This is a genomic window from Halorubrum sp. 2020YC2, from assembly GCF_018623055.1.
Taxonomy (GTDB): domain Archaea; phylum Halobacteriota; class Halobacteria; order Halobacteriales; family Haloferacaceae; genus Halorubrum.
This window is the reverse complement of record NZ_CP076019.1, coordinates 101,976-125,394: the sequence shown is the minus strand read 5'-3', so window position 1 is coordinate 125,394 and position 23,419 is coordinate 101,976. Positions and strand designations below refer to the sequence as shown.

Genomic DNA, 23,419 nt, shown 5'->3' with positions numbered 1-23,419 from the left:
GTGACGAGCGACGCGGTTCGGGGACCCTCCTCTCGGCGGGCGTCGGCTACCGCATCGGAACGAACCGCACTCCTCCGTGGTCCTCGCGGTCGATTCCGTCCTCGCGGAGCTCGAGTCTGACGAGCCGCTGACCGCCGGCCTCGCGGACGGGAGCGACGACGCGGCCGCCCGTCCGGACGCGGTCGACGATGGGGTCCGGGACCGACTCGGGCGCCGCGCAGGTGAGGTAGGCGGCGTCGAACGGGGCCTCGTCCGCGAACGCCTCGCGGCCGTCGCCGGCCGCGACCGTCACGTCGTAACCGAGACGGTCGAGTCGCTCCCGGGCGTCCGCGGCCAGTTCCGGGACGCGCTCGGCCGAGAAGACGTTCCCGGGACCGACGACCTCGGACACGACCGCGGCGTGGTAGCCGCAGCCGGTCCCCACCTCGAAGGCGCGGTCGCCGCGCTCGACCCCGAGGAGGTCGGTCATCAACGCGACCATGTGCGGGGCGCTGACCGTCTGGTCGTGCCCGATCGGGAGCGGGCGGTCGGCGTACGCCGCCGGCCGCTGCGGCTCCGGGACGAACTCGTGGCGCGGGACGGCGCCGATCGCCGACAGGGTCCGCTCGCTCGCGTCGAGGCGGTCGCGGAGCGCGCGCACCAGTTCGCGCCTGGCGGCCGCGTCGTCGGCGTCATTCATGCGGCACGCTAACACGGGAGTCGTTGAGAAAGCATCGGCCGAGGAGGGCGTCGGTCCGGTCAGTTCACGTCGATCCGCGGTCAGTTCACGTCGATCCGGTGCCCCTCGTCCGCGTTGGGGGCGTCGAGCGGGATCGTCGCGGTGAGCACGCCGTGACGGTACGTCGCGGTCGCGTCCTCGGACCGGGCGGTCGGGGGGAGGTTGACGCTCCGGGTGACGGACTCGTGGCGGCGCTCGCGGCGGAGGTACCGTCGGTCCGGATCCTCGCGTTCCGCGTCGCGCTCGGCGGCGATGGTGAGCCGGTCGCCACGGGCGCGAACGTCTATCTCCTCGCGGTCGAACCCCGGGAGGTCGGTCATCACGACGAACTCGTCGTCGTACTCCGCGACGTCGATGTCCGCGGTCCGGAGGTCGCGGCCCCATGCTCGCTCGCCCGCGAAGCGGGAGCGGCCGAGGAACTGCTCGATCTCGTCGAAGAGATTCGTCGTTTTCATACCAACAGGAAGGCGCCGTGAGGTATTAAACGGCGAGTGAGGCGTGCTATCTCGCGGCCGGGGCGGGTGACGGCGTCGATCCCGACGACGCGTCAGAGACTCAGCTAACGTCGATCGTGTGCCCGCGGTCGTCGTCGGGCGAGCGCTTCGGAAGCGTCACGGTGAGCACGCCGGCGTCGAAGGAGGCGGTCGCCGCGTCCGCCTCGACCGGTTGGGGGATCGGGACCCGCCGGGAGACGGACTCCAGGCGTCGTTCGCGCCGATGGTAGCGCACGTCGTCGTCCGCGCCGTCGCGCTCCCCGCCCTCGGCGTCCGCGTCTCCCTCGACGTCCGAGTCGCTCTCGTTGGCGAGGTCGAAGTCGCTCGACTCCTCGCGGGAGCCGGCGATCACGAGCGCGTCGTCGCGGAGTTCGACGTCGACGTCGTCGGCGTCGAACCCGGGGAGGTCGGCGACGACGGTGATCGACTCGTCGTCTTCGATCACGTCGACGTCGACGTCGCGGGCGCCGGGGAAGCGCGGGACCTCGGGACCGGTCCCCTCCAGCGTGCCGCCGAGTTCCTCGAACTCGCGGCCCATCCGTTCGAGCAGGTCTTCGATCTCGTCGAAGGGATCGCGTCGGGTCATACAGGTCAGGATTCGTGACGGAGCGTCTTGAACGTACTGGCGGAGGCGGGCACGCGGGCGCTCCGGGGCGACGCTCGCGGGGGACGGGCGACAGACACTATCCGCTGGCGTCCCTAGCGATCGCATGCGCCTGTTTTGGCACCGAGGCGACGCGCGAACGCGGGACAACGCCGGCCTCGCGGCCGCGGCCCGAGAGGGGGAGGTCGTGCCGGTCTTCGTGTACGACGCCGACCTGCTCGCGACGGTCGGCGCGCGCCAGCGCGCCCTGTTCCTCCGGCACGTGAAGCGACTGGAAGAGCGGTATCAGGAACTCGGGAGCGACCTGATCGTCCGCGCGGGCGACCCCGACGAGGTCCTCGTCGACCTCGCCGCGGAGTTCGACGCGGAGGCGGTCGCGTATAACGAACACTACCGCCCGGCCCGCCGAAACCGCCAGCGGACGGTCGAGGACGCGCTCGCCGGCGCGCGCGTCGAGACGGACTCGCGGACGGATCTGGTGTTGGTCGACCCCGGGCGGCTGGAAGAGCGGTACCCGAACCACAGCCAGTTCCACGGCGACTGGGAGGCCGTACCGAAGCGCGGGCCGTACGCGGAGCCGGATCCCGAGGCGCTGGCCGACGTGCGCGACGGGAAGACCGTTCCCGAACCCGACGCCGACATCGCCCTCCCGGCGGCCGGGTACGAGGCCGCCCGCGAGCGGTTCGACGAGTTCCTCGATCGCGGGATCGCCTCGTACAACGACACCCGCGACGACCTCGCGCGGGCCGTGGAGGCGCCGACGCGCGCCGTCTCGCGGATGTCGCCGTACCTCGCCACGGGCGCGATCGGCATCCGGGAACTGTGGGCGGGCGCGAGCGACGTCTACGACGCCGTGACCGGCGGGGAGCGGCGCAACGTCGACAAGTACCGCTACGAGCTGTCGTGGCGCGAGCAGATGTACCACCTGCTGTACTACAACCCGGATCTCGCGGTGTCGAACTACAAATCGTTCCCGAACGAGATCGCGTGGCGCGACGACGACGAGGACTTCGAGGCGTGGACTCGCGGCGAAACCGGTTACCCGCTCGTCGACGCCGGGATGCGCCAGCTGAACGCGGAGGGGTACGTCCATAACCGCCCGCGGCAGGTCGTCGCGAGCTTTCTGACGAAACACCTCCTGATCGACTGGCGGCGCGGCGCGCGCTACTTCACGAAACAGCTGACCGACCACGACTACGCCTCGAACCACGGCGCGTGGCAGTGGACCGCCTCAACGGGGACCGACTCCGTCGACGTTCGCATCTTCGATCCGGTGAGCCAGATGAGCAAGTACGACGACGGGGCGCATTTCGTGAAAGAACACGTCCCGGAGTTGGCGGACGTGCCGGCCGACAAGGTCGTCGACTGGCCGACCCTCTCGCGGGCGGAGCGCGAGGAGTTGGCGCCCGACTACCCGCACCCGATCGTCGACCGGAACGGGGGGTACGAGCGGGCCCAACGCGTCTTCGAGGAGGCGCTCGGTAAGCGATGACGCCGCGGTGAGGGCGCGGCCGCGGACGGCGGTCCGAGCGCGGGCCGGACGCGACCGACCCGACTCCGTTCCGTAACCGAGTCCTTTTGGTGGGGGGCCGAGAACGCCTCCGCCATGTCCGCCGTCACGATCGACGACGTCGAGGCCGCCGCCGAGCGGCTCGCCGGCACCGACATCGTCCAGCGCACGCCCGTCGAGCGGAGCCGGTCGCTGAGCGAGCGGTGCGGCGCCGACGTGCGCCTGAAGATGGAGCACCTCCAGCGCACCGGCTCGTTCAAGACGCGCGGCGCGTACAACGCGATCTCGCAGACGATCGGCGGGTCCGGAGCGGGAAGCGACGAGCCCGCGATCGAGCGCGTCGTGGCCGCGAGCGCGGGCAACCACGCGCAGGGGGTCGCGCTGGCGGCGTCGGACGCGGAGATCGACGCGACGATCGTGATGCCGGAGTCGGCGCCGGCCGCGAAGATCGAGGCGACCCGCGCGTACGGCGCCGAGGTCGTCCTTCGCGGGAACGCCTTCCCCGAAGCGATGGCGCACGCGCAGACGCTGGTCGACGACCCCGGGACGCGGTTCGTCCACGCGTTCGACGACCCGGACGTGGTCGCCGGGCAGGGGACGCTCGGACTGGAGGTGATCGATCAGGTCCCCGACGCCGACACCGTCCTCGTCCCCGTGGGCGGCGGCGGCCTCGCGGGCGGCGTCGCGACCGCGGTCAAGGCGCGCTCGCCGGCGACGCGCGTCGTCGGGGTTCAGACGGAGGGCGCCTCCACGCTCTCGGAGAGCCTCGCGGCCGGCGAACTCGTGACGCGCGACGAGCCCGACACGATCGCGGACGGCATCGCGACCGGCGGGCTGAGCGACCTCACCTTCGGCCTGCTGGACGAACACCTCGACGAGGTGGTCGTCGTGAGCGACGACGACGTGGCGAACGCGATCCTGCTACTCCTTGAGCGCGCGAAACAGATGGTGGAGGGCGCGGGCGCGACCGCGGCGGCCGCCCTCTTAAACGACGACGCGCGCGACGAACTCGACCTGGGCGGCGAGACCGTCGTCCCCCTCCTCTGTGGCGGCAACATCGACGTGACGACCCTGAAAGAAGTGGTGACCCACGCCCTCGTCGACCGCGACCAGCTGATCGAGCTGTCCGTCCGCATCGACGACACGCCCGGGACGATGGGCGAGATATCTACTCTGATCGGCGGCGAGCGCGCGAACATCCGGACGGTGCGCCACGAGCGCAGCCGCCCGGACCTGCCGGTGGGCGACGCCGACCTCGTGTTCGAGGTGGAGACGAACGGCCCCGCACACGTCGACCGCGTCCTCAAGGCGGTGCGCAAGGCGGGCTACGAGGTGGCGTGGACGACGCAGGAGGCGTGAGAGGCGGCATCGCTGATCTATAAACGGAACTGCGGTGGCGCGTGCCGGTGAGCGCCGCATCGCGGCGCGAACCGCACGCGCGAGGGAGTCGCGAACGGAGTGAGCGACGAGGCTGGGGAGGCGTGAGGCTGCGGTCCCGCGAGCGACCGGAGGGAGCGAGCGGGAGCACGGAAGTCGCAGCCCGCACAGCGAACGGAGTGAGCGAGCAGGAACGTCTTCCGGCGGTTGCGGTGCGGGGTGGGGACTCAAAGGGGCAGCCGCGAAGCCGCCGCAGACGACGCAAGCACCACAGTGAGTGAGCGAAGCGAACGAACGAGGAGCGCAGCGAGTGTGCGGCGGCTTCGCGGCTGGGGCTTTGGCGGTGCCCGCTGTCGATCTGTTGATTGCTATTTATAAGCGAGCGGCTGGGGCGTTGGAGACGTTCCCTCTCGTTCGAGAATCAGCTGTGTCCAGCCGAGCGGCTGGATGTTTCTCGGTATTCGTCGCTACTCCGCGGTCGATGTCGAGGATAAGTGCGTAAACAGACGAACCGACAGCGGACCGGTCCTCGTACCCGTCGTCTCGCTCGATCCGACGATTTAAAACGCTCACCTCGGCAACCGTCTTGTAATGAGTCTCGTCGTTACCGACACCCTGGAAGACGAGCGCGTCGAGTTCACGGCCGACGGCGACGTCACGCTGTACGTCTGCGGCCTGACGGTGTCGGACGACCCCCACCTCGGGCACGCCCGCCTGTGGTTCCACGCCGACGTCCTCCACCGGTGGCTCGAACACGTCGGCTACGACGTGCGCCACGTCGAGAACGTCACCGACGTCAACGAGAAGATCACCGCCCGCGTCGGGGAGCGGGACGACTGGGCGGCCGAGCGCGACGTGGCCGAGACGTTCACCGCGAGCGTCTTCGACGCGATGCGCGGGCTGAACCTGAAGCGGGCCGAGGTGTACCCGCGCGTCACCGAGCACGTCCCGGAGATACTCGACCTCGTCGAGACGCTGATCGAGCGGGGGTACGCCTACGAGTCGAACGGCTCCGTCTACTTCGACGTGACCAGCTTCGACGGGTACGGCAAGCTCTCGAATCAGGAGGTGGACGCACTCGAAGCGCAGGGCGAACCGGACGAGCGCTCTGAGAAGCGCAACCCCGCGGACTTCGCCCTCTGGAAGGCCGACGGCGTGAGCGAGACCGCCGCGCGCGAGCACGCGAAGCACGACCACGGCGCCGAGACGCCCGACGGCGAAACGTGGGACTCGCCGTGGGGCGAGGGGCGCCCGGGCTGGCACGTCGAGTGCTCGGCCATGTCGACGACGCACCTCGGGGACACCCTCGACGTCCACATGGGCGGCCGGGATCTGGTCTTCCCGCACCACGAAAACGAGATCGCGCAGTCGGAGGCGGCCACCGGCGAGGCGTTCGCGCGCCACTGGCTCCACGTCGGCTTACTGGAGATGGACGGCGAGAAGATGTCCTCCTCGATCGGCAACTTCTGGACCGTGCCGGACGCCTTAGAGGAACTCGGCGTCAACGTGGTCCGCACCTTCTACGCCGGCGCGGCCTACCGCTCCGAGCAGGCGCTCACCGAGGAGACGATCACGGAGGCCGAGGAGCGCTGGGAGCGCCTCTCGCGCACCTACGACCGCGCGGTCGGGGCGCTCGACTCGACCGAGTCCCGCACGAAGGCCGCGGACGCGGACCTCCGCGAGGCGGCCGACGCCGCGCGCGGCGACTTCGCGGCCGCGATGAACGACGACCTGAACCTCCGGGAGGCGACCGCCGCGCTCTTGGACCTGACCGACGCGGTGAATCGGCACGTGGACGCGGTCGACGAGGCGGGCGACGGCGACGCCAACAGCGAGTCCGCTTACGACTACCGCGGCCTCCGCGAGGCGGTCGAGGCGTTCGAAGAACTCGGCGGCGACGTGCTCGGCCTCCAGTTCGAGTCGACGAGCGACGGCGACGTGGACCTCGCCGGCGAGCTGGTCGAGCTGGTGCTGGACGTGCGCGAGGCCGAGCGCGAGGCCGGCAACTACGAGCGCGCGGACGAACTCCGGGACGCGCTTCAGGAGGTCGGCGTCGAAATCGAGGACGGCCCGGACGGCGCGACGTACCGATTCGAATAATACGGGAATTCGTGTTTCTCCGGTATGGGCGTCAGTGTGGTGACAGTAGCGGAACTCGCGGCCGTTCACTTATAAATGGTTGATGACAGATCGGCGGTTAACACCGCCAAAGCCCCAGCCGCGAGGCGGCCGCACACTCGCTGCGCGCCTCACTCGGTCGCTCACGCTGTTCGCTCCCTCGTTACGGTGCTTGCGTCGTCTGCGGCCGCCTCGCGGCTGCCCCTTTGAGTCCCGCCCCGCACAGCACCGCACCTCACGACTCCCCCCAGCCTCGCCGCTCGCTCGGGGCTCCCTACGGTCGCCCACGTCGTCGCCGGCGCTTTGCGCCGGCTGCCCGTGGCGCTTCGCGCCACGCTGCTCGCGGCGTCCCTCGCGCGTGCGACTCGCAGCCTGACGGCTGCTCGTCGGCACGCGCCACCGCACCGCTGCGTTCATTTATAAACAGTCGTCATCGTCGGAGCTGGTCAATTAAATATCGGATCGGCGGCATCGGCCGCCGCCTTCCGAGGTTCGGGCCTCAGTTCAGCACGTGTTCGGTGTCGTACGAGCCTAACACCTTCACCCACCCCTTGTCGGCGATGGCCTCCACGTCCGCGACCGCCTTCGCCATGTGGTCCTCGTAGAGGCCGGCGTCCACGTCGAAGTGGAACAGGTAGTCGCCGAGGCGCTCGCCGCTCGGGCGCGACTCGATCCGCGAGAGGTTGAGGTTGCGGTCGGCAAAGGCTTCCAGCAGTTCGAGCAGGAGGCCGGGGTAGTTCGCGTTTGGGTAGACGATCAGGGTGGTCTTCCCGCCGGCGTCGGCGCGGGCGGACTCGGGCGCGACGACGAGGAACCGGGTCGCGTTCGAGGTGCGGTCCTGAATGTCCTCCGCGAGGATAGCGAGGTCGTCGCCGGCGTTATCCGGGTGCCCGATCCCGGCGACGCGGGCGTCCTCGCGGGCGCGCTCGACCCCGCGAGCCGTGGAGGCGACCGCTTCGAGCCCGGCGTTCGGGTAGTTCGCCTCCAGCCAGTTGCGACACTGCGCGAGCGCCTGCGAGTGGCTCGCGACGACGTCGAACCCGTCGCCCTGCGCGAGGAGGGCGTGGCGGATCGGGGTGACGACCTCGCGGGAGACCGAGACGTCGTACTCCGCGAGCGCGTCGAGGCTCTCCGTGACGGAGCCCTCGATGCTGTTCTCGATGGGGACGACCCCGCGCTCGAACTCGCCGTCCGCGACGGCGTCGACGATGGCGGTGACAGACTCCCGGAACGACACCTCGGCGGCGACGGCGCGCGCGGCGCGGTGCGAGTACGTGCCGGCGGGGCCCAGCGTGACGGCGTTCATTACCTCACCGTACCGGGGGCGGTGAGAAAAGCCTGCGGGGCGCGGCGATGTTTCCGAGGCGGCGCGGTCAGGTCCGACCCCCGGAGGGAGTCACTCCTCGTCCGGGTCGGTCGGCACGCCGCCGAGGTTCCCCTCGTCGTCGAACCGCTTCGCTCGCAGGAACCGGGCGCGGTAGCGGTTCGCGCCCTCCTTCGCGTCCGCCTCGCGGATCTCGTCGGTCCGGCCGTCCGCGACCGCGTCGATGATGTCCTCCACCTGCTCCTTCTCGCTCGGCGTCAGGTCGAACTCGTAGGTCCGCGGCTGCTCGCTCTCTAACCGCGTCCACTTCCGCGCGGCGGACACGACGACGGAGCAGGGCTCGCGACAGGGGAAGACCCCGTCGCCGCCGTCGACGTCAAGGTCGGTGTCTTCGTCGTACTCCCACTCCCGGCGCTTGAGACACTGCGAGTCGTCACAACACGCCTCCGCGACCCAGTCGACGTGCTCGTGGCCCTCGCCGCGGTCCCACGTCTTCACGACGCCGTAGATGCCCGACTGGCGTTCCATCGTCTCGCGCCAGTGGGTCACGTCCAGCTCACCCTCGCGCTCGCGGTGCCAGTTGGCGACCGTCGCGGGGTAGATCGTCTCCACCGTCTCGTAGAGGTCGCGCGGCCCGAGGTCGGGGAAGACCCAGCCGCCCGCGAGCGACGGCGCGGTCTTGAGGGGACGGTACCGCCCCTTCTCGTCGAAGGTGACGAGTTCGCGCGCGTCGAGCGGGTCCTCGTGCGCCTCCAGGTCGTCGACGGGGACGCCGGCGTCGTCGGCGTGGCGCACGTCGTAGCGCCGCTCGCCCCGGTCCGTGGCGGTCGCCGTAATCCGCAGCTCGCCCCAGGCGCGCTCGATCCCCTCCGCGAGCGCGGCGTACCGGGTCGCCACCGTCTCGCCGTCGGCGTCCTCGATCCAGCGGAGGAAGGCGCGGCGCGGCCCGAACTCGCCCACGACCCGCTCGAAGGCGTACCAGTCCGTGACCGCCGGGGCGCGCTCCGACAGGGCCTCGTGGAGCTCGCGCTCCGACAGCCCGTCCCGGCGGTCGCCGTCGGCGGGGTCGAGGCGGTACTCGCCCGCCGCGTCGCCGTTTCCGTCTCCGGTGTCGCTCCCGACGCGGGCGACGCCGAACCCCTCGAACCGGATCGGGTCGCCGGGGTCGCGGTCGTCGAGCGCGTCGAGGACCGCGTCGAAGGCGTCGCTCGGGAGGTCGATATCGGGGACCTCCGGCCCGCCGTCGCCCGCTTCGCCGTCGCCCGCCTCGTCGCCGGTCGCGGAAGTGGCGTCGGTCACGGTCAGTCCCCCGTGGCGACGCGGGTCGTCTCGCGCACGTCGTCGAGCGCGGTCCCGAGGTCGGCGCCGGCGTCGGCCGCGCGCTCAAGCACCACGTCGGCCATGAGCGGCTCCGTCCCCACCGCGCCGGCGTACCAGATCCGGGTGCCGTCGACCGTCTCTGGCACGTCGTATCCCTCGGTGTGGTCCTCGCAGAGGCCCACGTCCTCCGGGATGTCCTCTTGGGTGTGGTAGCCGTCCGCGATGAAGAGGGGGACCAGGACCACGTCGTCGCTCTCGAAGTGCTCGGGGAGGTCGTCGACCTCCGGCTCCTCGTCCATGTACAGCGCCTTCACCTCGTCGAAGCGGTCACGCTCCGCGATCCGGTCGGCGTGGTACTCGATGGCCTTCGCGCTGTTCTCGTTGCGCTCGGTGCCGTGGCCGACGACGGCGAGGCCGAAGTCGTCGCCCACGTCCGGGTCGTCCGTCACCGACTCCGCGCGCCGGACGATCACGTCGGTCATCGCGCGGTGGGTCCCGACCGGGCCGCAGTAGTGGACCTCGCGGTCGATGTCCTCGGCGACGAGCGTGGCCTGATCGGCCGAGAGCCCGTCCGACCCCCACTCGGAGACGTCCCAGCCGCCGAGCCGGAGTTCGCGCGGGATCACCTGCTCGGTGAAGTACCCCTCCGAGACGAACAGCGGGACGACGTATACCTCGTCGCCCTCGACGGTGCGGAGCACCTCTCGGAAGTGCGGTTCCTCCTTCCAGAAGCCAGTTCGGACCTCGTCGAAGGCACCGGTCGCTCGGATCGTGTCGGCGTGGTCGTACGTCGGCGCGCTCGACTCGGGGTTGAGGTGCGAGCCGTGCGCGACGATGACGAGCGATTGCATACCCGATCTGGGGCCGCGCCGCTCTTAGGGACTTCGGAGGCTTCGGGGGGACGGGAACGGAGCGAGACGGTCGACGGCGGGACGCGCGGACCGCGAGAGGGGTCCGGGCGGGAACGTCGGCCGCGCGTCAGGGTCGGTCGACGGCTGGCACCGCGTCGAGCGCGGCCTCGACGGCTCGGACCGCGTCCGGACCGTCCCGTCGACCGACGACGCAGACGAGCGCGTCGCCCGCGACTCCCGCGGCCGCGACGCCGGCGTCGCGGGCCGCGAGTCGGCGGAGGGCCGCCGCGAGCGCCGCGGCGTCGACGCCGCCGGTCGCGACGACCGCGGTGCGGTCGCCCTCGGGGACGAGGGCGACGTCTCCGACCCGGATCAGCGGGTCGGGCGCGTCCGAGTCGGTCTCGCCGTCGGAGAGGCCCACGCCGCTGCGCATCGAGACGGTCGCCGTCCGCGTTTCGGTCGCGTACGCGGGCAGTTCCTCGCGGAACCGACGGAGCGCGGCCGCGACCGCGTCGGGGTTGCCGTCGAGGTCGGCGGCCTTGACCAGCCACGCGGCCGCCGCGCTGTGGTTCAACAGCCCGGCGCGGAGCGCGTCGAGGACGAACGGGCGCGAGCGGACCGCCTCGCGGGTGTCGGCTGCCAGCGACATGGGCGGACCTGCGCGGCGGTCCCGCAAGGCCGTTTCGGTCGCCGCGGCGGCAGAGGGGGTCGCCGGGGGGCTCAGTCGTCGTCCTCGGCGAGCGCCGTCGGCGCGGCGGGCGCCGGGTCTGGCTCGGGCTCGCGGCCGTCGCTGGCGGCCGGCTCGGCAGATGCCGACAGCCACCGCAGGAATCCCCCCATGGCGACGAGGCAGACGAGCGCGAACGGGGCGCCCGTCACGATCACCGACGACCGAAGCGCGGTCGCGCCGCCGACGACCACGAGGACGGAGGCGATCGCACCCTGGAGCGCGCCCCAGAAGACGCGGTTCGCGCCGGACGGGTCCCGGCTGCCGCCGGTCGTGAGCATCCCGACGGCGAGCGTCGAGGAGTCGGCGGAGGTGAGGAAGAACGTCGTCACCAGTACCAGAAACAGCAGCTGCCACAGCTCGCCGCCGGGGAACGCCCCGAAGATGACGTAGCCGGAGACCCCGTCGCCGTACTCGCCGACCGCGCCGAGCACGTCGACCGCGCCGGACTCCTGAAGCCGGATCGACGTCCCGCCGACGACGGTGAACCACAGCGCCGAGACCGCAGTCATCGTCCCGAACGCGGTGCCGACGACCGACCGGATCGTCCGGCCGCGAGAGATCCGCGCGAGGAACAGCCCGACGAACGGGGCCCACGCGATCCACCACGACCAGTAGAAGACGGTCCACGCCGCCGACCAGCTCGCGCCGCCCTCGACGCCGCTGCCGGTGAACAGGCTCATCTCGAAAAAGGAGGTCGCGTACGTCCCGAGCGCCGCCACCCCGACGTTGAGCACGTCGGTCGTCGGTCCGGCGACGAGCGCCACGCCGAGGAGCAGGGCCATGACCGCGATGTTGAACACGGACAGCCGGCGGATGCCGCGGCTCACGCCCGCGACGAGCGAGAGCGTGAAGAGGACGGTGATGCCGACGATGACGGCGACCGTCTCGGCGTCGCCGAACGCGACGCCGGTCCGGAACGTGACGCCGGTGAGCAGCTGCGTGGCGATGAAGCCGAGCCCGGTCGCGATCCCGCCGATGGTGGCGACGACTGCGAGGGTGTCGACCGTCCGGGCGACGAGGCCGTCGAGCCGGTCCGGGCCCAGAACGGGATACAGCGCGGTGGAGACGCGGAACGGGGCGTCGTGCCGGTAGGCGAAGTACGCGACCGGCAGCCCGATGGCGAGGTAGCCACCCCACGCGCTGACGCCGTAGTGGAAGACCGTGTACGCGACCGCCGGCACCGCCGCCGCGCCCGACTCCGCGGCCGCCTCGCCGGCGAACAGCGGCGGGACCGTCTGATAGTGTAAGAGCGCCTCAACGGGCCCGAAGAAGACGATGCCGGCCGACAGCCCGGCGGAGAAGAACATCGCCACGTACGACGCCGTGCCGTACTCCGGCTCGGCGTCACCGAGGCGGACCCGGCCGTAGCGGCTGAACAGGAGGTACGCGCCGACCCCGACCAGCGCGAGCACCGTTCCGAGGTACAGCCACGCGAGCCCCTGACCGAAGGTCACGAACGCCGCGTCGATGGCGGCGGCGGCGCCGTCCGTGTCGACGGCGGTGTACGCGAGGAAGGCGAACGTCACCAGCGCGCCGGCGGCGAAGGGGACGGGGTCGGCCTCGGATCTGAACGAGCGTATCGACTCGACGACGGAGCGTTCACTCATAAACAAACGTGTATCGATCAGGTGGGGCGCGACGTGGTTAAACCTGTTTCCGGCCGCGTCTGCGTCGGGTTTTTGCGAGAGACGGGCTCGGCCATCGCGCCCGAGTGACCGCCGCGAGCGCGACGGCCGATCCGGCAGGGCGCGAGCGGCGTGCGGGACAAGCGATTCCCGCCGCGAGCCCCTCGGTCGGGGCATGAACCACGTCCCGAACGAGGCGCTGTCCGCAATCGACGCGTTCGGCGAGGGACACCTCCGCGGCGAGCCGCCGCCGGTCCGCGAGCGGCTCCGGTCTGACCTCCGAGTCAGGATCGAGGCCGACGGCGACGGGCGGACGGCGCGCTGTCGGTTCGAGACCGAACACGCTCGGACGCCGCCGACGCTCCGCGACAGGGGGTCGTTCCTCACCACCTACGTCGACGGGGTCGACGGGCGGCTCCGCGAGTGGGGGATCGAGCCGCCCGCGGCGTACGAGTACCGGGGGACGGTCGACGGCACGCACCGGTACGAGGGGACTCTGACCCTGCCGTGACGCCGCGGTCTCGGAGCGCGGCGCCGCGGGCCGAGATTTATTCCGAAGCCGGGCGGAGACGGAGGCGTGCTCCTCACGACCGCGTTCGTCTTCCACGTGCTCTCCGGCGCGCTGTGGACCGGCGCGACGCTGTACGTCGTCTACGCGACCCTGCCGCGGGCGACCGACGGGACGCTCGGCCGCACAGCGTTCGTCGACGCCGCGCACCGACTCCTCATGGTCACGCGCTGGACCGGCGTCGTCCTCCCGGTCACCGGCGCGTACATGGTCTGGCGGCTGTACACGCCGCTCGGACTCCTCGCGACGACCGGCCGGGGCTGGGCCGTCCTCGCGATGCTGTCGCTGTGGGGCGTCATGAACGGGGCGGTCGAACTGGGCGTCCTCCGGATGCGACGCGAGGTCGACCCGGAGATCGGCTGGGGTCGATACATGGCCGAGGGGTTCCCGACCGAGGCGCTCGACGGGGCCGGCACCGCGCCCGGGTCGGCTCGGTTGGCGGCCGTCTCCCGGCCCTACCTGCTGGCGAGCGCCGGGTTCGCGGTCCTGCTGCTCGTCGACGCCGCGCTTCTGGCGGGCGGGATACCGGCGTGACGGGAGGCCGAGAGAGATATGTATATAAATGCCACCAGATCGGCGCTCTCGAAGCGACAGAGATCAATGCTAACTCCCCGCATGAAATAGGGCCGAAAGCGTCGAAGTCGTGCGGTTTCGGTCGCAGCCTTCTGACGGCGCTCGTTCGCGCGCGGACGCCCCTCACCGAGAGATTTATATAGAATCACAATCAATCAAGCGGTGTATGAGTCAGCGAATGCAGCAGGGCCAGCCGATGATCATTATGGGCGATGACGCCCAGCGCGTCCAGGACAAGGACGCACAGGAGTACAACATCTCCGCGGCGCGCGGCGTCGCCGAGTCCGTCCGCTCGACGCTCGGGCCGAAGGGGATGGACAAGATGCTCGTCGACTCGATGGGCGACGTCACCATCACCAACGACGGCGTCACCATCCTCCAGACGATGGACATCGACAACCCGACGGCCGAGATGGTCGTCGAGGTCGCCGAGACCCAAGAGGACGAGGCCGGCGACGGGACGACCAGCGCGGTCGCCATCGCGGGCGAGCTACTGAAGAACGCCGAGGACCTCCTCGAACAGGACATCCACCCGACGGCGGTCATCAAGGGGTTCAACCTCGCGAGCGAGTACGCCCGCGAGCAGATCGACGAGGTCGCGACGGCCGTCGAGCCCGACGACACGGAGACGCTGCGCAACGTGGCCGAGACGTCGATGACCGGGAAGGGCGCTGAGCTGGACAAGGACGTGCTCGCCGACCTCGTCGTCCGCGCGGTACAGGGCGTCACCGTCGCGGCCGACGACGGCTCCCACGTGGTCGACTTAGCGAACCTCAACATCGAGACGCGCACCGGTCGCGCGGCGGGCGAGTCACGCCTGCTCACCGGCGCGGCGATCGACAAGGACCCGGTCCACGAGGACATGCCGACGGACTTCGAGTCCGCGAACGTTCTCCTCCTCAACGACCCGATCGAGGTCGAGGAGGCGGACGTCGACACCTCCGTCAACGTCGACTCCCCGGACCAGCTCCAGAAGTTCCTCGACCAGGAGGAAGAGCAGCTCCGCGAGAAGGTCGACAAAATTGTCGAGTCGGGCGCCGACGTCGTCTTCTGTCAGAAGGGCATCGACGACCTCGCCCAGCACTACCTCGCGAAGGAGGGCGTTCTGGCGGTCCGCCGCACGAAGAAGTCCGACCTGACGTTCCTGAAGAACGTCCTCGACGCGCCGATCGTCACGGATCTGGACTCCCTCACCGCCGACGACCTCGCGGTCGGCTCGGTCGAGCGCGACGCGGACGAGGAGCTGTTCTACGTCGAGGGCGAGGACGCCCACGGCGTCACGCTCCTCCTGTACGGCACCACCGAGCACGTCGTCGACGAGCTGGAGCGCGGCATTCAGGACGCGATCGACGTGGTCTCGACGACGGTCTCCGACGGGCGGACCCTGCCCGGCGGCGGCGCCGTCGAGGTCGAGCTCGCGCGCCGCCTGCGCGACTACGCCGACTCCGTCGAGGGTCGCGAGCAGCTCGCGGTCGAGGCGTTCGCTGACTCCCTCGAACTGATCCCCCGCGTGCTCGCGGAGAACGCCGGCCTCGACGCCATCGACCTGCTGGTCGACCTGCGCGCGGCCCACGAGGCGGGCGACGAGCACGCCGGCCTCAACGTGTTCGCCGGCGAGGTCGTCGACACGGCCGAGGCGGGCGTCGTCGAGACGGCCCACGCCAAGGAGCAGGCGATCGCCTCCGCTGCCGAGGCGGCGAACCTGGTCTTAAAAATCGACGACATCATCTCGGCGGGCGACCTCTCGACGTCGGGCGGCGACGACGAGGGCGGCGCCCCCGGCGGCGGCATGGGCGGTATGGGCGGCATGGGCGGCGCGATGTAGGCGAGGTTCCGAAGGAACCTCGACACCCACGCCGACCGCGGATCGCCCCGACAACTTCCCCCGTTCGAACGCTCCGATTTTCCTCCGTTTTCGCGCTCTCCGACCGACCGGACCGCAGTCCGCGATCCGGACGCGTCCCGACCGCCCGTGCGCGTCGGACGCATCCGCGGCCGCACCTCTTTACCGGTCCAAGCCGTACGTGACGGCGATGGCAAACCTGACTCTCTACGAGCTCGAAGGCTGTCCGTACTGCGCGAAGGTGAAGACGAAGCTGTCCGACCTGGAGTTGGAGTACGAGTCGGTGATGGTGCCGCGCTCGCACAGCGAGCGCACGGAGGTCGAGGAGGTCTCCGGACAGACCGGCGTCCCCGTCCTCGTCGACGAGGAGCACGGGGTCGAGGGGATGCCCGAGAGCGACGACATCGTCGAGTACCTCGAAGAGACGTACGGGAGCGCGAGCTGAGCGGCGGTCCCGGCGCGCGGTCGCGGGAACGCGGCCGCGAGACGCGACGCGGAGCGAACGAGAGGCTATTTATCCGACGCCGGTGAGGTGACGGGCGTGCGACTCGTTCACCGTCCCGAATCGGGGTCAGAGCGCGTCCTCGCGAGCGACGTCGACGTCGCGCGCTCGGCGTTCGAACAGGCCCGCGGGCTGATGTTTCGGCGGTCGATCCCGGACGACTACGCGCTGGCCTTCCCTTTCGACGAGGCCGACACGCAGTGGCTCCACATGCTGTTCGTGCCGTTCGGGATCGACGCGGTGTGGCTCGTCGACGGCGAGGTGACGGCGAAAAAGCGGCTCGCGCCGTTCGTCGGGCTGGGCCGCGGCCGCGCCGACACCGTCGTCGAACTCCCGGCCGGCGCGGCCGAACCGGTCGCGGCCGGCGACGAACTACGGCTCGTACGGTGATCCGGGAGCGGGGCCGGCTTACCCCGTGCCTCCGTCCGGGGCGAACAGCTCCGCGTCCTCCGCCGGCGACTCCTCCGCGGCGCGCAGCGACAGTTCGATCCGACTGCCGCCGGCCTTGCTCTCGACGATGTCGAGGCTCCCGCCGCCGGCGGTGACGATCCAGTTCACGTACCAGAGGCCGAGCCCGCTCGCGTGTTCGAGCGGCGTCTCTTCGCCCGTGAGGACGGCGCGCTCGGCCGGCGGGATTCCCGGTCCGTCGTCGGCCACGACGAGCGAGACCCACGACTCGCTGGGCAGCTCCGCGGCCGAGATGCGAACCCGCGGGTCGTCCGCGTCGTTGTGCCGGACCGCGTTGTCGACGAGTTCGGTGATCGCCTCCGGTAAGAACGGGACCGCGGAGACGACGACTCCCTCCGGCACGTCGACGTCGATCACCCCCCGAGCGCGGACCGCGGTGTCGAGCGATTCGAGCGCCGCGTCGACGGCGGCCCCGAGCGCGACCGGCCGCGGGGAGGGGCGCTGAGAGAGCAGCCGCTCCACCTTCCGCGAGGTCTCACCCAGGCGCAACAGCCGCTCGGCGGTTTCGATCACCCGTTCGAGTTCGGCGGTCAGCTTGGGGTCGTCGACCGCCTCGACCGCCCGCCCCGTGAACCCCGTGACCACGTTGAGATCGTTCCGGAAGTTGTGCCGCAACACCCGCGTCAGCACGGCGAGCCGCTCCTCCCTGAGCGACGCCTCGGTGAGGTCCTCGCCCATGCCGACCGCGCCGACGACCCGGTCGCCGTCGGTGACGGGACCGACCGAGAGCCGGTACGGGACGCGTTCGCCGGTCCGAGTGAGCAGCCGCGCCTCGCGCGAGAGGGACTCACCGTCGCGGTACACCCGAGAGAGCGCCTCGCTGACGGCGTCGCGCGTCGCCTCGTCGAACAGCGACGTGAGCGCCCTCCCGGACAGCGCATCCGGCTCGTAGCCGGCGGCGGCCGCCAACCGGTCGTTCCAGCGGGAGAGCGTCCCCTCCTCCGTACAGCGGAACAGCGCGAGCGGGACGGTCTCGGCCAGCGCGTCGACGACCCGGCGCTCCGCGTCGCGTTCGGTCGCGGCCGCGACCCGGTCCGTGACGTCGGAGAACCCGACGACGAGCCACTCGCCGCCGGCGATCGTCGCCGTGTGAAGCGCCGCGGCGACCCGTACTCCCGGATCACCGAGCCGGACGTTCCACTCGAAGCGCTCGACCCGAGGGGCGGAACCGGCGGAGGCTGGCGGGCCGGCGGAAGGGCCCGAGGGGGCGGCGGCGTCCGCGACCGGCTCTCCGGCGACGGTGACGTCGGTCTCCCCGACGTCCGGAAGCCCCATCAGCGTCAGCGTGCCGCGGTCGTGGCCGAGGAGGTCGGCGGCGGGGGCGTTCGCGGCGCGGATCGCCAGCGTGTCTGGGTCACAGACGAGCGTCGGGGTCGGCACCGCCTCGACGAACGCGCGGAGGATCCCGGCCGCGCCGCTCGACGACGGTCCGTCGTCGGGCGTCGGCGCTCCGTCGCGGTCCTCCATCTGTTGATAATCGAAACACTCTGTCCATATGTGTTTATGGTTTTATGGGTCGTCTCGCACGCGAGGGGCTGACGGCCGCCGACCGGTCAGTCCGCCTTGGCCTGCCAGTCGCGCACGGTGGCCGCGCCCACGCCGTCAACGTCGGACGCGAGGTCGTCCGGGTCGGCCGATTTGAGCTCGTCGACGCCGTCGACGCCGGCGTCTCTCAGCTTCGCGGCGGTCTTCTCGCCTATCCCCTCGACCGCCTGAAGCTCCGACCCCTCCTGTCGGGCCGTGAACTCGCGATAGTTACAGATCGGACAGCCGAGCTCCCACGGGTCGTCCCCGGAGTGGACGCGGAGGTGCGGGAGGCCGTGCTCCTCGCAGGTCTCGTCGGTGACCTCGACCTCGCCGCGCCGGGGGAGCGGCAGCGAGTAGTCGCAGTCGGGGTAGCGCGTACAGCCGACGAGCCGCGAGCCGGAGCGGAGTCGCTTGATCGCCAACTCCCCCCCGTGTCCCTCTCCACATTCGGGACAGACGCCGATCACCTCGTCCTCCTGCTCGTCGGCCTCGTCGGCCTTACACTGCGGGCAGCCGTGGACGAACGTCTTCCGCCCGGCGAGCATCTTCACGTGGCGGAGGTCGTGCTCCTCGCAGGTCTCGTCGAGGATGAGCGGCTTCCCGGTCGAGGGAAGCGGGAGGGTGTACTCGCAGTCGGGATAGCCGTCGCAGCCGACGAAGTACGACCCCTGCCGCGACTTCCGGACGAGGAGGTCCGCGCCGCACTCCGGGCACGGGCCGAGCGTCTTGTCCGCCTTCAGCGAGTTCTGGAGGTGGTCGCCGACGGCCTCGCGCGACTCGGTGAGGTCGTCGAACACGCTCGAAAGCAGCTCGCGGGAGGCCGCCGTCACCTCGTCGTACGCCCTCTCACCGGCCGCGATGGCCGCCATGTCTTCTTCGAGCTGGGCGGTCATCTCCTCGCTCACGATCCGGTCGGCGAACTCCTCGGCGGCCTCGACGACCGCCTCCGCCAGCCGCGTCGGGCGGGGCGGGTCGCTCTCGACGTAGTTGCGGTCGTACAGCTTCTCTATCGTCCGGTGGCGGGTCGCCTTCGTGCCCAGCTGCCGCTTCTCCATCTCCTCGATGAGCCGCGACTGCCCGTAGCGGCGGGGCGGCTGGGTCGCTTTCCCCTCGGTGGTGCGGTCCGACAGCGACAGCGTCTCGCCGGCCTCGACGTCCGGGACGATCCGCTCGTCGCTGGAGCGGTACGGGTAGACGTCGTGGTAGCCGGCCTCCAGCAGGCGCTTCCCGTTGGCCTTCAGCCGCAGGCCGCCGTCCGCGACGAGGTCGGCCGGCCTCGCCGCCTCGTCCGGGTTCCGGAGGGCGGCGAGTCCGTCGGCGCTCTCGGCTATCGGAGTCGCCCCGCCGTCCGCCAAGGCGACCACGCGGAGGCGCTCCCAGGTGGCCGGGTCGGCGCAGGTGGCGAGGAAGCGGCGGACGATCAGCTCGTACACCTCCCACTCGTCGTCCGAGAGGTCGGAGGCCGAGGGGAGCTCGCCGGTGGGGTGGATCGGCGGGTGGTCGGTCGTCTCCTCGTCGCCCTCGGTCGGCTCGACGTCGCGGTCCTCGTCCAGCAGGCTCGCGGCGTCTTTCCCGAACGTCGAGGCCGCCGAGAGCTCCTCGATCAGCTCCTCGGGCTCCAAGTCGTCGGGATACACCGTGTTGTCGGTCCGCGGATACGTGACGTAGCCGGCGGTGTAGAGGTCCTCCGCGAGCGACATCGCGCGCTGGGCGGAGTAGCCGAGCGACCCCGCGGCGCGGATGAACGCGGTGGTGTTGAACGGCGTCGGCGGGTCGTCGGTCTGGGTCCGACGGGTGACGTCGTCGACGGTCGCCCCGTCGGCCGCGTCGAGCGCCTCGGTGAGCGTCTCCGCGACGGTCTCGTCCCAGACGCGCTCGCGCTCGTTGCCCTCGTCGTTCAGGTAGAAGTAGCGCGCCTCGAACGGGTCGCCGCCGGACTTCGCAAGCTCGCCGGTCAGCTCCCAGTAGGACTCGGGGTCGAACGCCTGAATCTCGCGCTCGCGGTCGACGATGAGCTTGAGCGTCGGCCCCTGAACCCGGCCGACGGAGATGAAGTCGTCGCCCATCTGGCGGGCCGAAAGGGAGAGGAACCGCGTCAGGGCGGCGCCCCACGTGAGGTCGATGGTCTGACGGGCCTCGCCGGCGGCCGCGAGTTCGAAGTCGAGGTCGTCGGGGTTCGCGAACGCCTCCTGCACCTCGTTCTCCGTGATCGAGGAGAAGCGGACGCGGTCGACGGGGACGTCCTCGTTCACCTCGCGGACCAGCTCGTACGCCTCCTTGCCGATCAGCTCGCCCTCGCGGTCGTAGTCGGTCGCGATGACGACCCGGGAGGCGTTGCGCGCGAGCTTGCGGAGCGCGGCGACGATCCCCTCCTGCGTCGGCGTCTTGGTGACGGGCGCGTCGATGAGCTCGACCGGCTCGACGTCGCGCCAGTCGTTGTACTCGGCGGGGAAGTCGACGCCGACGACGTGGCCGGAGAGGCCGATACACCGCTTGCCGCCCCACTCGTAGACGTTGACGTCGTTGGTCCGCTCCGCGGTCGCGGACTCGCCGCTCAGGATGTCGGCGATGCGCCGCGCCGCGTTGTCTTTCTCCGTGATTATCAGCTCGGGGCCGCGACTCATTGCGCCGAGATACGCCGCTCCCGGGTCTAAAGCTTTCGCGACGCGAGATTGCGGGCAGGCGCGGGGTCGAACGGGGACCGAAAAGGGGCGCTCCGAGCGCGACCGTCACCGGGCCGCGTCGTCGGACTCAGCGAGGAACTCCGCGTCTGTCGGCTCCCGGTACGGTTCCGGCGGCTCGTCGTCCGCGTTGAGTTCGCGCCGTGCGAGGTGGTTCTCGAGTTGGCGGCGCTTGTTCCTCCCTTTCCGCTCGCGGCCCGATTTCGTGTCTGGCATCGTCACCCGTGTCAACAATACCCACACATATGAATCTTGTGGCGGTGTGCGAGGCGGTGTTCAGATAAGAATTGAAATGTGAGGCGGTGCGTTTTCAAAGTGATCTATGCCCGAAAACGACCGCCTCAGCGGCTGTTTAGACGATATCAACTTAGAGTTTGTGGAGCGAGAGGCAACACCGCGGCTGTTGATGAAGCTCAGTATTCAGCTTCATTTAGCAGGACTGTCGCTTTCGAATACTGTCTTGTTTCTTGAGGTATTCGGTGTTGAAAGAGTGCGCTCCACCGTTCACAACTGGGTTCACAAAGCCGATCTACAGCCGGAATCTGGTCGGAGCCCGAATCACGTTGCGGTTGATGAGACTGTGATTCGGCTTGATGACGAACAATATTGGCTGTACGCTGCTGTTGATCCGGAAACGAATGATCTGCTTCACACACAGCTTGAGCCGACGACAAATAACGCTCTCGCAGATCGGTTTTTCGCCGATCTCCGTGACAAACACGACGTGGATGACGCAACTGTTCTCGTCGATGGATCAGCTTCACTTCAGCGAGCCTGTCGCAAACACGACCTCGATTTTAAATATGAACGACATGGAAATCGGAACAGCGTCGAACGTGTCTTTCGCGAGATAAAACGCAGAACTACCAGTTTCTCAAACTGTTTTAGTAACGCCAAAGCAGAGACTGCTGACGAGTGGCTCAGATCGTTCGCTTTCGCATGGAACCAGCTTATCTGAACACTACGGTGTGCGAATAGATCCGCGAAAGGTGGGAGCAAACGTCACCGGAGCAGCGCAGCCCGACGACAGCGGTTTAGTATTTAAATATCGACGGGCGGCAGCGACAACTACTTATAAATAAATGATGCGGTGGCGCGTGCCTGCGAGCGGCCCTCGGCCGCGAGCAGCACGCGCGAGGGAGTCAGTCGCCCGGAGCAACGCGGAGGACGACTGACGAGGCTGGGGAGGTGTGAGGTGCTGTGCGGTTGCTGTGCGGGGTGGGACTCAAAGGGGCAGCCGGGAGGCGGGCGCAGGCGACGCAAGCACCACAGGGAGCGAACGAAGTGAGCGACCGAGGAGCGTGGTTCGAGACGCCAAAGGCGTCTCGCCATCACGAAAGGCGCAAAGCGCCTTTCGAACGACAGCGAGCGTGCGCCCGCCTCCCGGCTGGGGATTTGGCGGTGTTCGCCGTCGATACGCAAGCGGCAAGAAAGGGATTTGAACCGCAGTCGTTCCTCTCGCTCCGCTCGCCGTGTTATTCGTCGAAAACGCCAGGAGAGGGATTTGAACCGGAATCAGACGTGCTCGCTCACTGCTCGCGGCTTCGCCGCTCGCAATCGAGGTGCTCGCTTCGTCGCCGGCGCTTCGCGCCGGCTGCTTGAGGGACCTTCGGTCCCTCTCAGCTCGCACCTCGCACCGCTCGCTGCGCGCGACTGATAGGGTTCAAATACGCTGGCGCTTCGCTGTCGCGGTACTCGCTCGTCGCTGTCGCTCCTCGCTCGTTGTTGCGACGGCGAAACGCCAGGAGAGGGATTTGAACCCCCGATCCCGGATGGGAACACGCTTTCCAGGCGTGCGCCTTACCACTCGGCCATCCTGGCTCACTCGGTGATACTCCGGTGCGACTGTTAAGTCCTTCTTTTCGCCCGGAGGCGCGCCTCGGCGAGGTAGGAGAGACCGCCCGAGGCGACGCCGACGCCCAACGCGATGAGCGCCGTCCCCCCAAGACCGACCGGCAGCGACCCGGGCCCGAGGAGCCGGTACCCCTGCGCGAGCGCGAGGAAAGCGAACCCGCCGACGAGGCCCCACAGCGCCGCGGACCGCGCTCGGGCGCGCGGCGTGGCCGGAGCGCCGCGCGCCCCCGCCGGTTCGCCGCCGCCGTCCGGCATCACTCGACGACGGCGACGGCCTCTATCTCGACGCCGGCGCCCTTCGGGAGCGCGCCGGCCTCGACCGCGGAGCGGGCCGGCGGCGACTCGTCGAAGTAGTCGGCGTACGTCTCGTTCATCTCGTCGAAGTCGTCGATGTCGGCCATGAACACGGTCGTCTTGAGCACGTCCTCGGGGCCGGCACCCGCCTCCGCTAACACCGCGAGGAGGTTGTCGAGCGCCTGCTCGGTCTGGACCGCGATCGGCGCGTCGTCGAGGAGGTCGCCCTCTGGCGTCAGCGGGATCTGCCCGGCCGTGAACACGAGGTCGCCGTCGGTCGTCGCCTGACTGTACGCGCCCACCGCCGCCGGGGCGTCGTCCGTGTGGATGGTCTCTTTCATGCGAGTGCGCCTTCGGCCGGCGGCCTCAAGAGTACTCTGGAGCGGAGTCGTCGGATACGTCCAGGCCGAGCCATCGGACCCGGTCGAGCCGAGGCGC

General features: G+C 70.0%; 22 protein-coding genes and 1 tRNA gene. 9 read left to right on the top strand and 14 right to left on the bottom strand.

Features of this window, described 5'->3' with window-relative positions:
• Positions 1-46 precede the first annotated feature (46 nt).
• The 3 genes from pcm to KI388_RS00610 form a co-directional block, all read right to left on the bottom strand.
• Complete coding sequence (pcm, locus tag KI388_RS00620) at positions 47-679, bottom strand: protein-L-isoaspartate O-methyltransferase (RefSeq protein WP_215087502.1); 633 nt, start codon at positions 677-679, stop codon at positions 47-49.
• Positions 680-759: 80 nt separating this feature from the next.
• Positions 760-1,173, bottom strand: coding sequence for an Hsp20/alpha crystallin family protein (locus tag KI388_RS00615; protein WP_215087501.1), 414 nt, complete (start codon positions 1,171-1,173; stop codon positions 760-762).
• Between the two features lie 100 nt (positions 1,174-1,273).
• The gene (locus KI388_RS00610; RefSeq protein ID WP_215087500.1) at positions 1,274-1,798 is read right to left on the bottom strand and encodes an Hsp20/alpha crystallin family protein; all 525 of its coding nucleotides are present in this window, start codon (positions 1,796-1,798) and stop codon (positions 1,274-1,276) included.
• A gap of 124 nt (positions 1,799-1,922) precedes the next feature.
• Here KI388_RS00610 and KI388_RS00605 point away from each other — a divergent pair, with 124 nt between their 5' ends.
• The 3 genes from KI388_RS00605 (at position 1,923) to cysS (ending at position 6,803) form a co-directional block, all read left to right on the top strand.
• Positions 1,923-3,308: a deoxyribodipyrimidine photo-lyase gene (locus KI388_RS00605; RefSeq protein ID WP_215087499.1), complete on the top strand. Its 1,386-nt coding sequence runs from the start codon at positions 1,923-1,925 to the stop codon at positions 3,306-3,308.
• Between the two features lie 114 nt (positions 3,309-3,422).
• A complete protein-coding gene (ilvA, locus tag KI388_RS00600; RefSeq protein WP_215087498.1) occupies positions 3,423-4,685 on the top strand; it encodes a threonine ammonia-lyase in 1,263 nt (420 codons plus the stop codon).
• 609 nt (positions 4,686-5,294) lie between these two features.
• On the top strand, positions 5,295-6,803 hold the full coding sequence (cysS, locus tag KI388_RS00595) for a cysteine--tRNA ligase (protein ID WP_215087497.1): 1,509 nt from the start codon (positions 5,295-5,297) through the stop codon (positions 6,801-6,803).
• A gap of 517 nt (positions 6,804-7,320) precedes the next feature.
• On the opposite strand, the gene pheA is transcribed toward cysS, so the two are convergent.
• From pheA to KI388_RS00570, 5 genes are all read right to left on the bottom strand, one after another.
• Positions 7,321-8,127 (bottom strand): prephenate dehydratase, encoded by an 807-nt coding sequence (pheA, locus tag KI388_RS00590; RefSeq protein WP_215087496.1) that lies wholly within the window; start codon positions 8,125-8,127, stop codon positions 7,321-7,323.
• A gap of 90 nt (positions 8,128-8,217) precedes the next feature.
• Positions 8,218-9,444 (bottom strand): DR2241 family protein, encoded by a 1,227-nt coding sequence (locus KI388_RS00585; RefSeq protein WP_215087495.1) that lies wholly within the window; start codon positions 9,442-9,444, stop codon positions 8,218-8,220.
• A 2-nt stretch (positions 9,445-9,446) separates the two neighbouring features.
• Entirely contained in the window at positions 9,447-10,316 is an 870-nt protein-coding gene (locus KI388_RS00580) for a CbiX/SirB N-terminal domain-containing protein (RefSeq protein ID WP_215087494.1), read from the bottom strand.
• A gap of 127 nt (positions 10,317-10,443) precedes the next feature.
• On the bottom strand, positions 10,444-10,965 hold the full coding sequence (locus KI388_RS00575; protein WP_215087493.1) for a hypothetical protein: 522 nt from the start codon (positions 10,963-10,965) through the stop codon (positions 10,444-10,446).
• 71 nt (positions 10,966-11,036) lie between these two features.
• The gene (locus KI388_RS00570; RefSeq protein WP_215087492.1) at positions 11,037-12,653 is read right to left on the bottom strand and encodes a BCCT family transporter; all 1,617 of its coding nucleotides are present in this window, start codon (positions 12,651-12,653) and stop codon (positions 11,037-11,039) included.
• A gap of 193 nt (positions 12,654-12,846) precedes the next feature.
• Between KI388_RS00570 and KI388_RS00565 the strand changes: the two genes are divergently transcribed.
• The 5 genes from KI388_RS00565 to KI388_RS00545 all read left to right on the top strand — a co-directional run bounded on the left by KI388_RS00565 (position 12,847) and on the right by KI388_RS00545 (position 16,547).
• Positions 12,847-13,182, top strand: a complete 336-nt coding sequence (locus KI388_RS00565; protein WP_215087491.1) for a hypothetical protein — start codon at positions 12,847-12,849, stop codon at positions 13,180-13,182.
• Between the two features lie 66 nt (positions 13,183-13,248).
• Entirely contained in the window at positions 13,249-13,773 is a 525-nt protein-coding gene (locus tag KI388_RS00560) for a copper resistance protein CopD (protein ID WP_215087490.1), read from the top strand.
• A 217-nt stretch (positions 13,774-13,990) separates the two neighbouring features.
• Positions 13,991-15,637, top strand: a complete 1,647-nt coding sequence (gene thsB, locus KI388_RS00555) for a thermosome subunit beta (RefSeq protein WP_215088702.1) — start codon at positions 13,991-13,993, stop codon at positions 15,635-15,637.
• Positions 15,638-15,845: 208 nt separating this feature from the next.
• Positions 15,846-16,100, top strand: coding sequence for a glutathione S-transferase N-terminal domain-containing protein (locus KI388_RS00550; RefSeq protein WP_215087489.1), 255 nt, complete (start codon positions 15,846-15,848; stop codon positions 16,098-16,100).
• Positions 16,101-16,187: 87 nt separating this feature from the next.
• Positions 16,188-16,547 (top strand): DUF192 domain-containing protein, encoded by a 360-nt coding sequence (locus KI388_RS00545; RefSeq protein WP_215087488.1) that lies wholly within the window; start codon positions 16,188-16,190, stop codon positions 16,545-16,547.
• Between the two features lie 18 nt (positions 16,548-16,565).
• Here KI388_RS00545 and KI388_RS00540 read toward each other — a convergent pair whose 3' ends face one another.
• From KI388_RS00540 to KI388_RS00530, 3 genes are all read right to left on the bottom strand, one after another.
• On the bottom strand, positions 16,566-18,092 hold the full coding sequence (locus KI388_RS00540) for a PAS domain-containing sensor histidine kinase (RefSeq protein WP_215087487.1): 1,527 nt from the start codon (positions 18,090-18,092) through the stop codon (positions 16,566-16,568).
• Between the two features lie 86 nt (positions 18,093-18,178).
• Positions 18,179-20,776 (bottom strand): DNA topoisomerase, encoded by a 2,598-nt coding sequence (locus tag KI388_RS00535; protein ID WP_215087486.1) that lies wholly within the window; start codon positions 20,774-20,776, stop codon positions 18,179-18,181.
• 105 nt (positions 20,777-20,881) lie between these two features.
• Entirely contained in the window at positions 20,882-21,049 is a 168-nt protein-coding gene (locus tag KI388_RS00530; RefSeq protein WP_215087485.1) for a hypothetical protein, read from the bottom strand.
• A gap of 106 nt (positions 21,050-21,155) precedes the next feature.
• Between KI388_RS00530 and KI388_RS00525 the strand changes: the two genes are divergently transcribed.
• Complete coding sequence (locus KI388_RS00525; protein WP_215087484.1) at positions 21,156-21,791, top strand: IS6 family transposase; 636 nt, start codon at positions 21,156-21,158, stop codon at positions 21,789-21,791.
• 781 nt (positions 21,792-22,572) lie between these two features.
• On the opposite strand, the gene KI388_RS00520 is transcribed toward KI388_RS00525, so the two are convergent.
• The 3 genes from KI388_RS00520 to KI388_RS00510 all read right to left on the bottom strand — a co-directional run bounded on the left by KI388_RS00520 (position 22,573) and on the right by KI388_RS00510 (position 23,322).
• A tRNA-Ser gene (locus KI388_RS00520) sits at positions 22,573-22,654 on the bottom strand.
• Positions 22,655-22,681: 27 nt separating this feature from the next.
• Positions 22,682-22,942, bottom strand: a complete 261-nt coding sequence (locus KI388_RS00515; protein ID WP_215087483.1) for a hypothetical protein — start codon at positions 22,940-22,942, stop codon at positions 22,682-22,684.
• Positions 22,942-23,322, bottom strand: a complete 381-nt coding sequence (locus tag KI388_RS00510; protein ID WP_215087482.1) for a Rid family detoxifying hydrolase — start codon at positions 23,320-23,322, stop codon at positions 22,942-22,944. The genes KI388_RS00515 and KI388_RS00510 overlap by 1 nt, the downstream gene beginning before the upstream one ends.
• Positions 23,323-23,419: the final 97 nt, after the last annotated feature.

What these genes read in the sequence shown, in the direction of transcription:
- KI388_RS00605 (WP_215087499.1), top strand. Translation starts at nt 1,923, where the DNA reads ATGCGCCTGTTTTGGCACCGAGGCGACGCGCGAACGCGGGACAACGCC.
- cysS (WP_215087497.1), top strand. Translation starts at nt 5,295, where the DNA reads ATGAGTCTCGTCGTTACCGACACCCTGGAAGACGAGCGCGTCGAGTTC.
- KI388_RS00515 (WP_215087483.1), bottom strand. Translation starts at nt 22,942, where the DNA reads ATGCCGGACGGCGGCGGCGAACCGGCGGGGGCGCGCGGCGCTCCGGCC.
- KI388_RS00550 (WP_215087489.1), top strand. Translation starts at nt 15,846, where the DNA reads ATGGCAAACCTGACTCTCTACGAGCTCGAAGGCTGTCCGTACTGCGCG.
- KI388_RS00540 (WP_215087487.1), bottom strand. Translation starts at nt 18,092, where the DNA reads ATGGAGGACCGCGACGGAGCGCCGACGCCCGACGACGGACCGTCGTCG.
- ilvA (WP_215087498.1), top strand. Translation starts at nt 3,423, where the DNA reads ATGTCCGCCGTCACGATCGACGACGTCGAGGCCGCCGCCGAGCGGCTC.
- KI388_RS00510 (WP_215087482.1), bottom strand. Translation starts at nt 23,322, where the DNA reads ATGAAAGAGACCATCCACACGGACGACGCCCCGGCGGCGGTGGGCGCG.
- KI388_RS00570 (WP_215087492.1), bottom strand. Translation starts at nt 12,653, where the DNA reads ATGAGTGAACGCTCCGTCGTCGAGTCGATACGCTCGTTCAGATCCGAG.
- KI388_RS00530 (WP_215087485.1), bottom strand. Translation starts at nt 21,049, where the DNA reads ATGCCAGACACGAAATCGGGCCGCGAGCGGAAAGGGAGGAACAAGCGC.
- KI388_RS00610 (WP_215087500.1), bottom strand. Translation starts at nt 1,798, where the DNA reads ATGACCCGACGCGATCCCTTCGACGAGATCGAAGACCTGCTCGAACGG.
- KI388_RS00525 (WP_215087484.1), top strand. Translation starts at nt 21,156, where the DNA reads ATGCCCGAAAACGACCGCCTCAGCGGCTGTTTAGACGATATCAACTTA.
- KI388_RS00575 (WP_215087493.1), bottom strand. Translation starts at nt 10,965, where the DNA reads ATGTCGCTGGCAGCCGACACCCGCGAGGCGGTCCGCTCGCGCCCGTTC.
- pcm (WP_215087502.1), bottom strand. Translation starts at nt 679, where the DNA reads ATGAATGACGCCGACGACGCGGCCGCCAGGCGCGAACTGGTGCGCGCG.
- pheA (WP_215087496.1), bottom strand. Translation starts at nt 8,127, where the DNA reads ATGAACGCCGTCACGCTGGGCCCCGCCGGCACGTACTCGCACCGCGCC.
- KI388_RS00580 (WP_215087494.1), bottom strand. Translation starts at nt 10,316, where the DNA reads ATGCAATCGCTCGTCATCGTCGCGCACGGCTCGCACCTCAACCCCGAG.
- KI388_RS00535 (WP_215087486.1), bottom strand. Translation starts at nt 20,776, where the DNA reads ATGAGTCGCGGCCCCGAGCTGATAATCACGGAGAAAGACAACGCGGCG.
- thsB (WP_215088702.1), top strand. Translation starts at nt 13,991, where the DNA reads ATGCAGCAGGGCCAGCCGATGATCATTATGGGCGATGACGCCCAGCGC.
- KI388_RS00615 (WP_215087501.1), bottom strand. Translation starts at nt 1,173, where the DNA reads ATGAAAACGACGAATCTCTTCGACGAGATCGAGCAGTTCCTCGGCCGC.
- KI388_RS00565 (WP_215087491.1), top strand. Translation starts at nt 12,847, where the DNA reads ATGAACCACGTCCCGAACGAGGCGCTGTCCGCAATCGACGCGTTCGGC.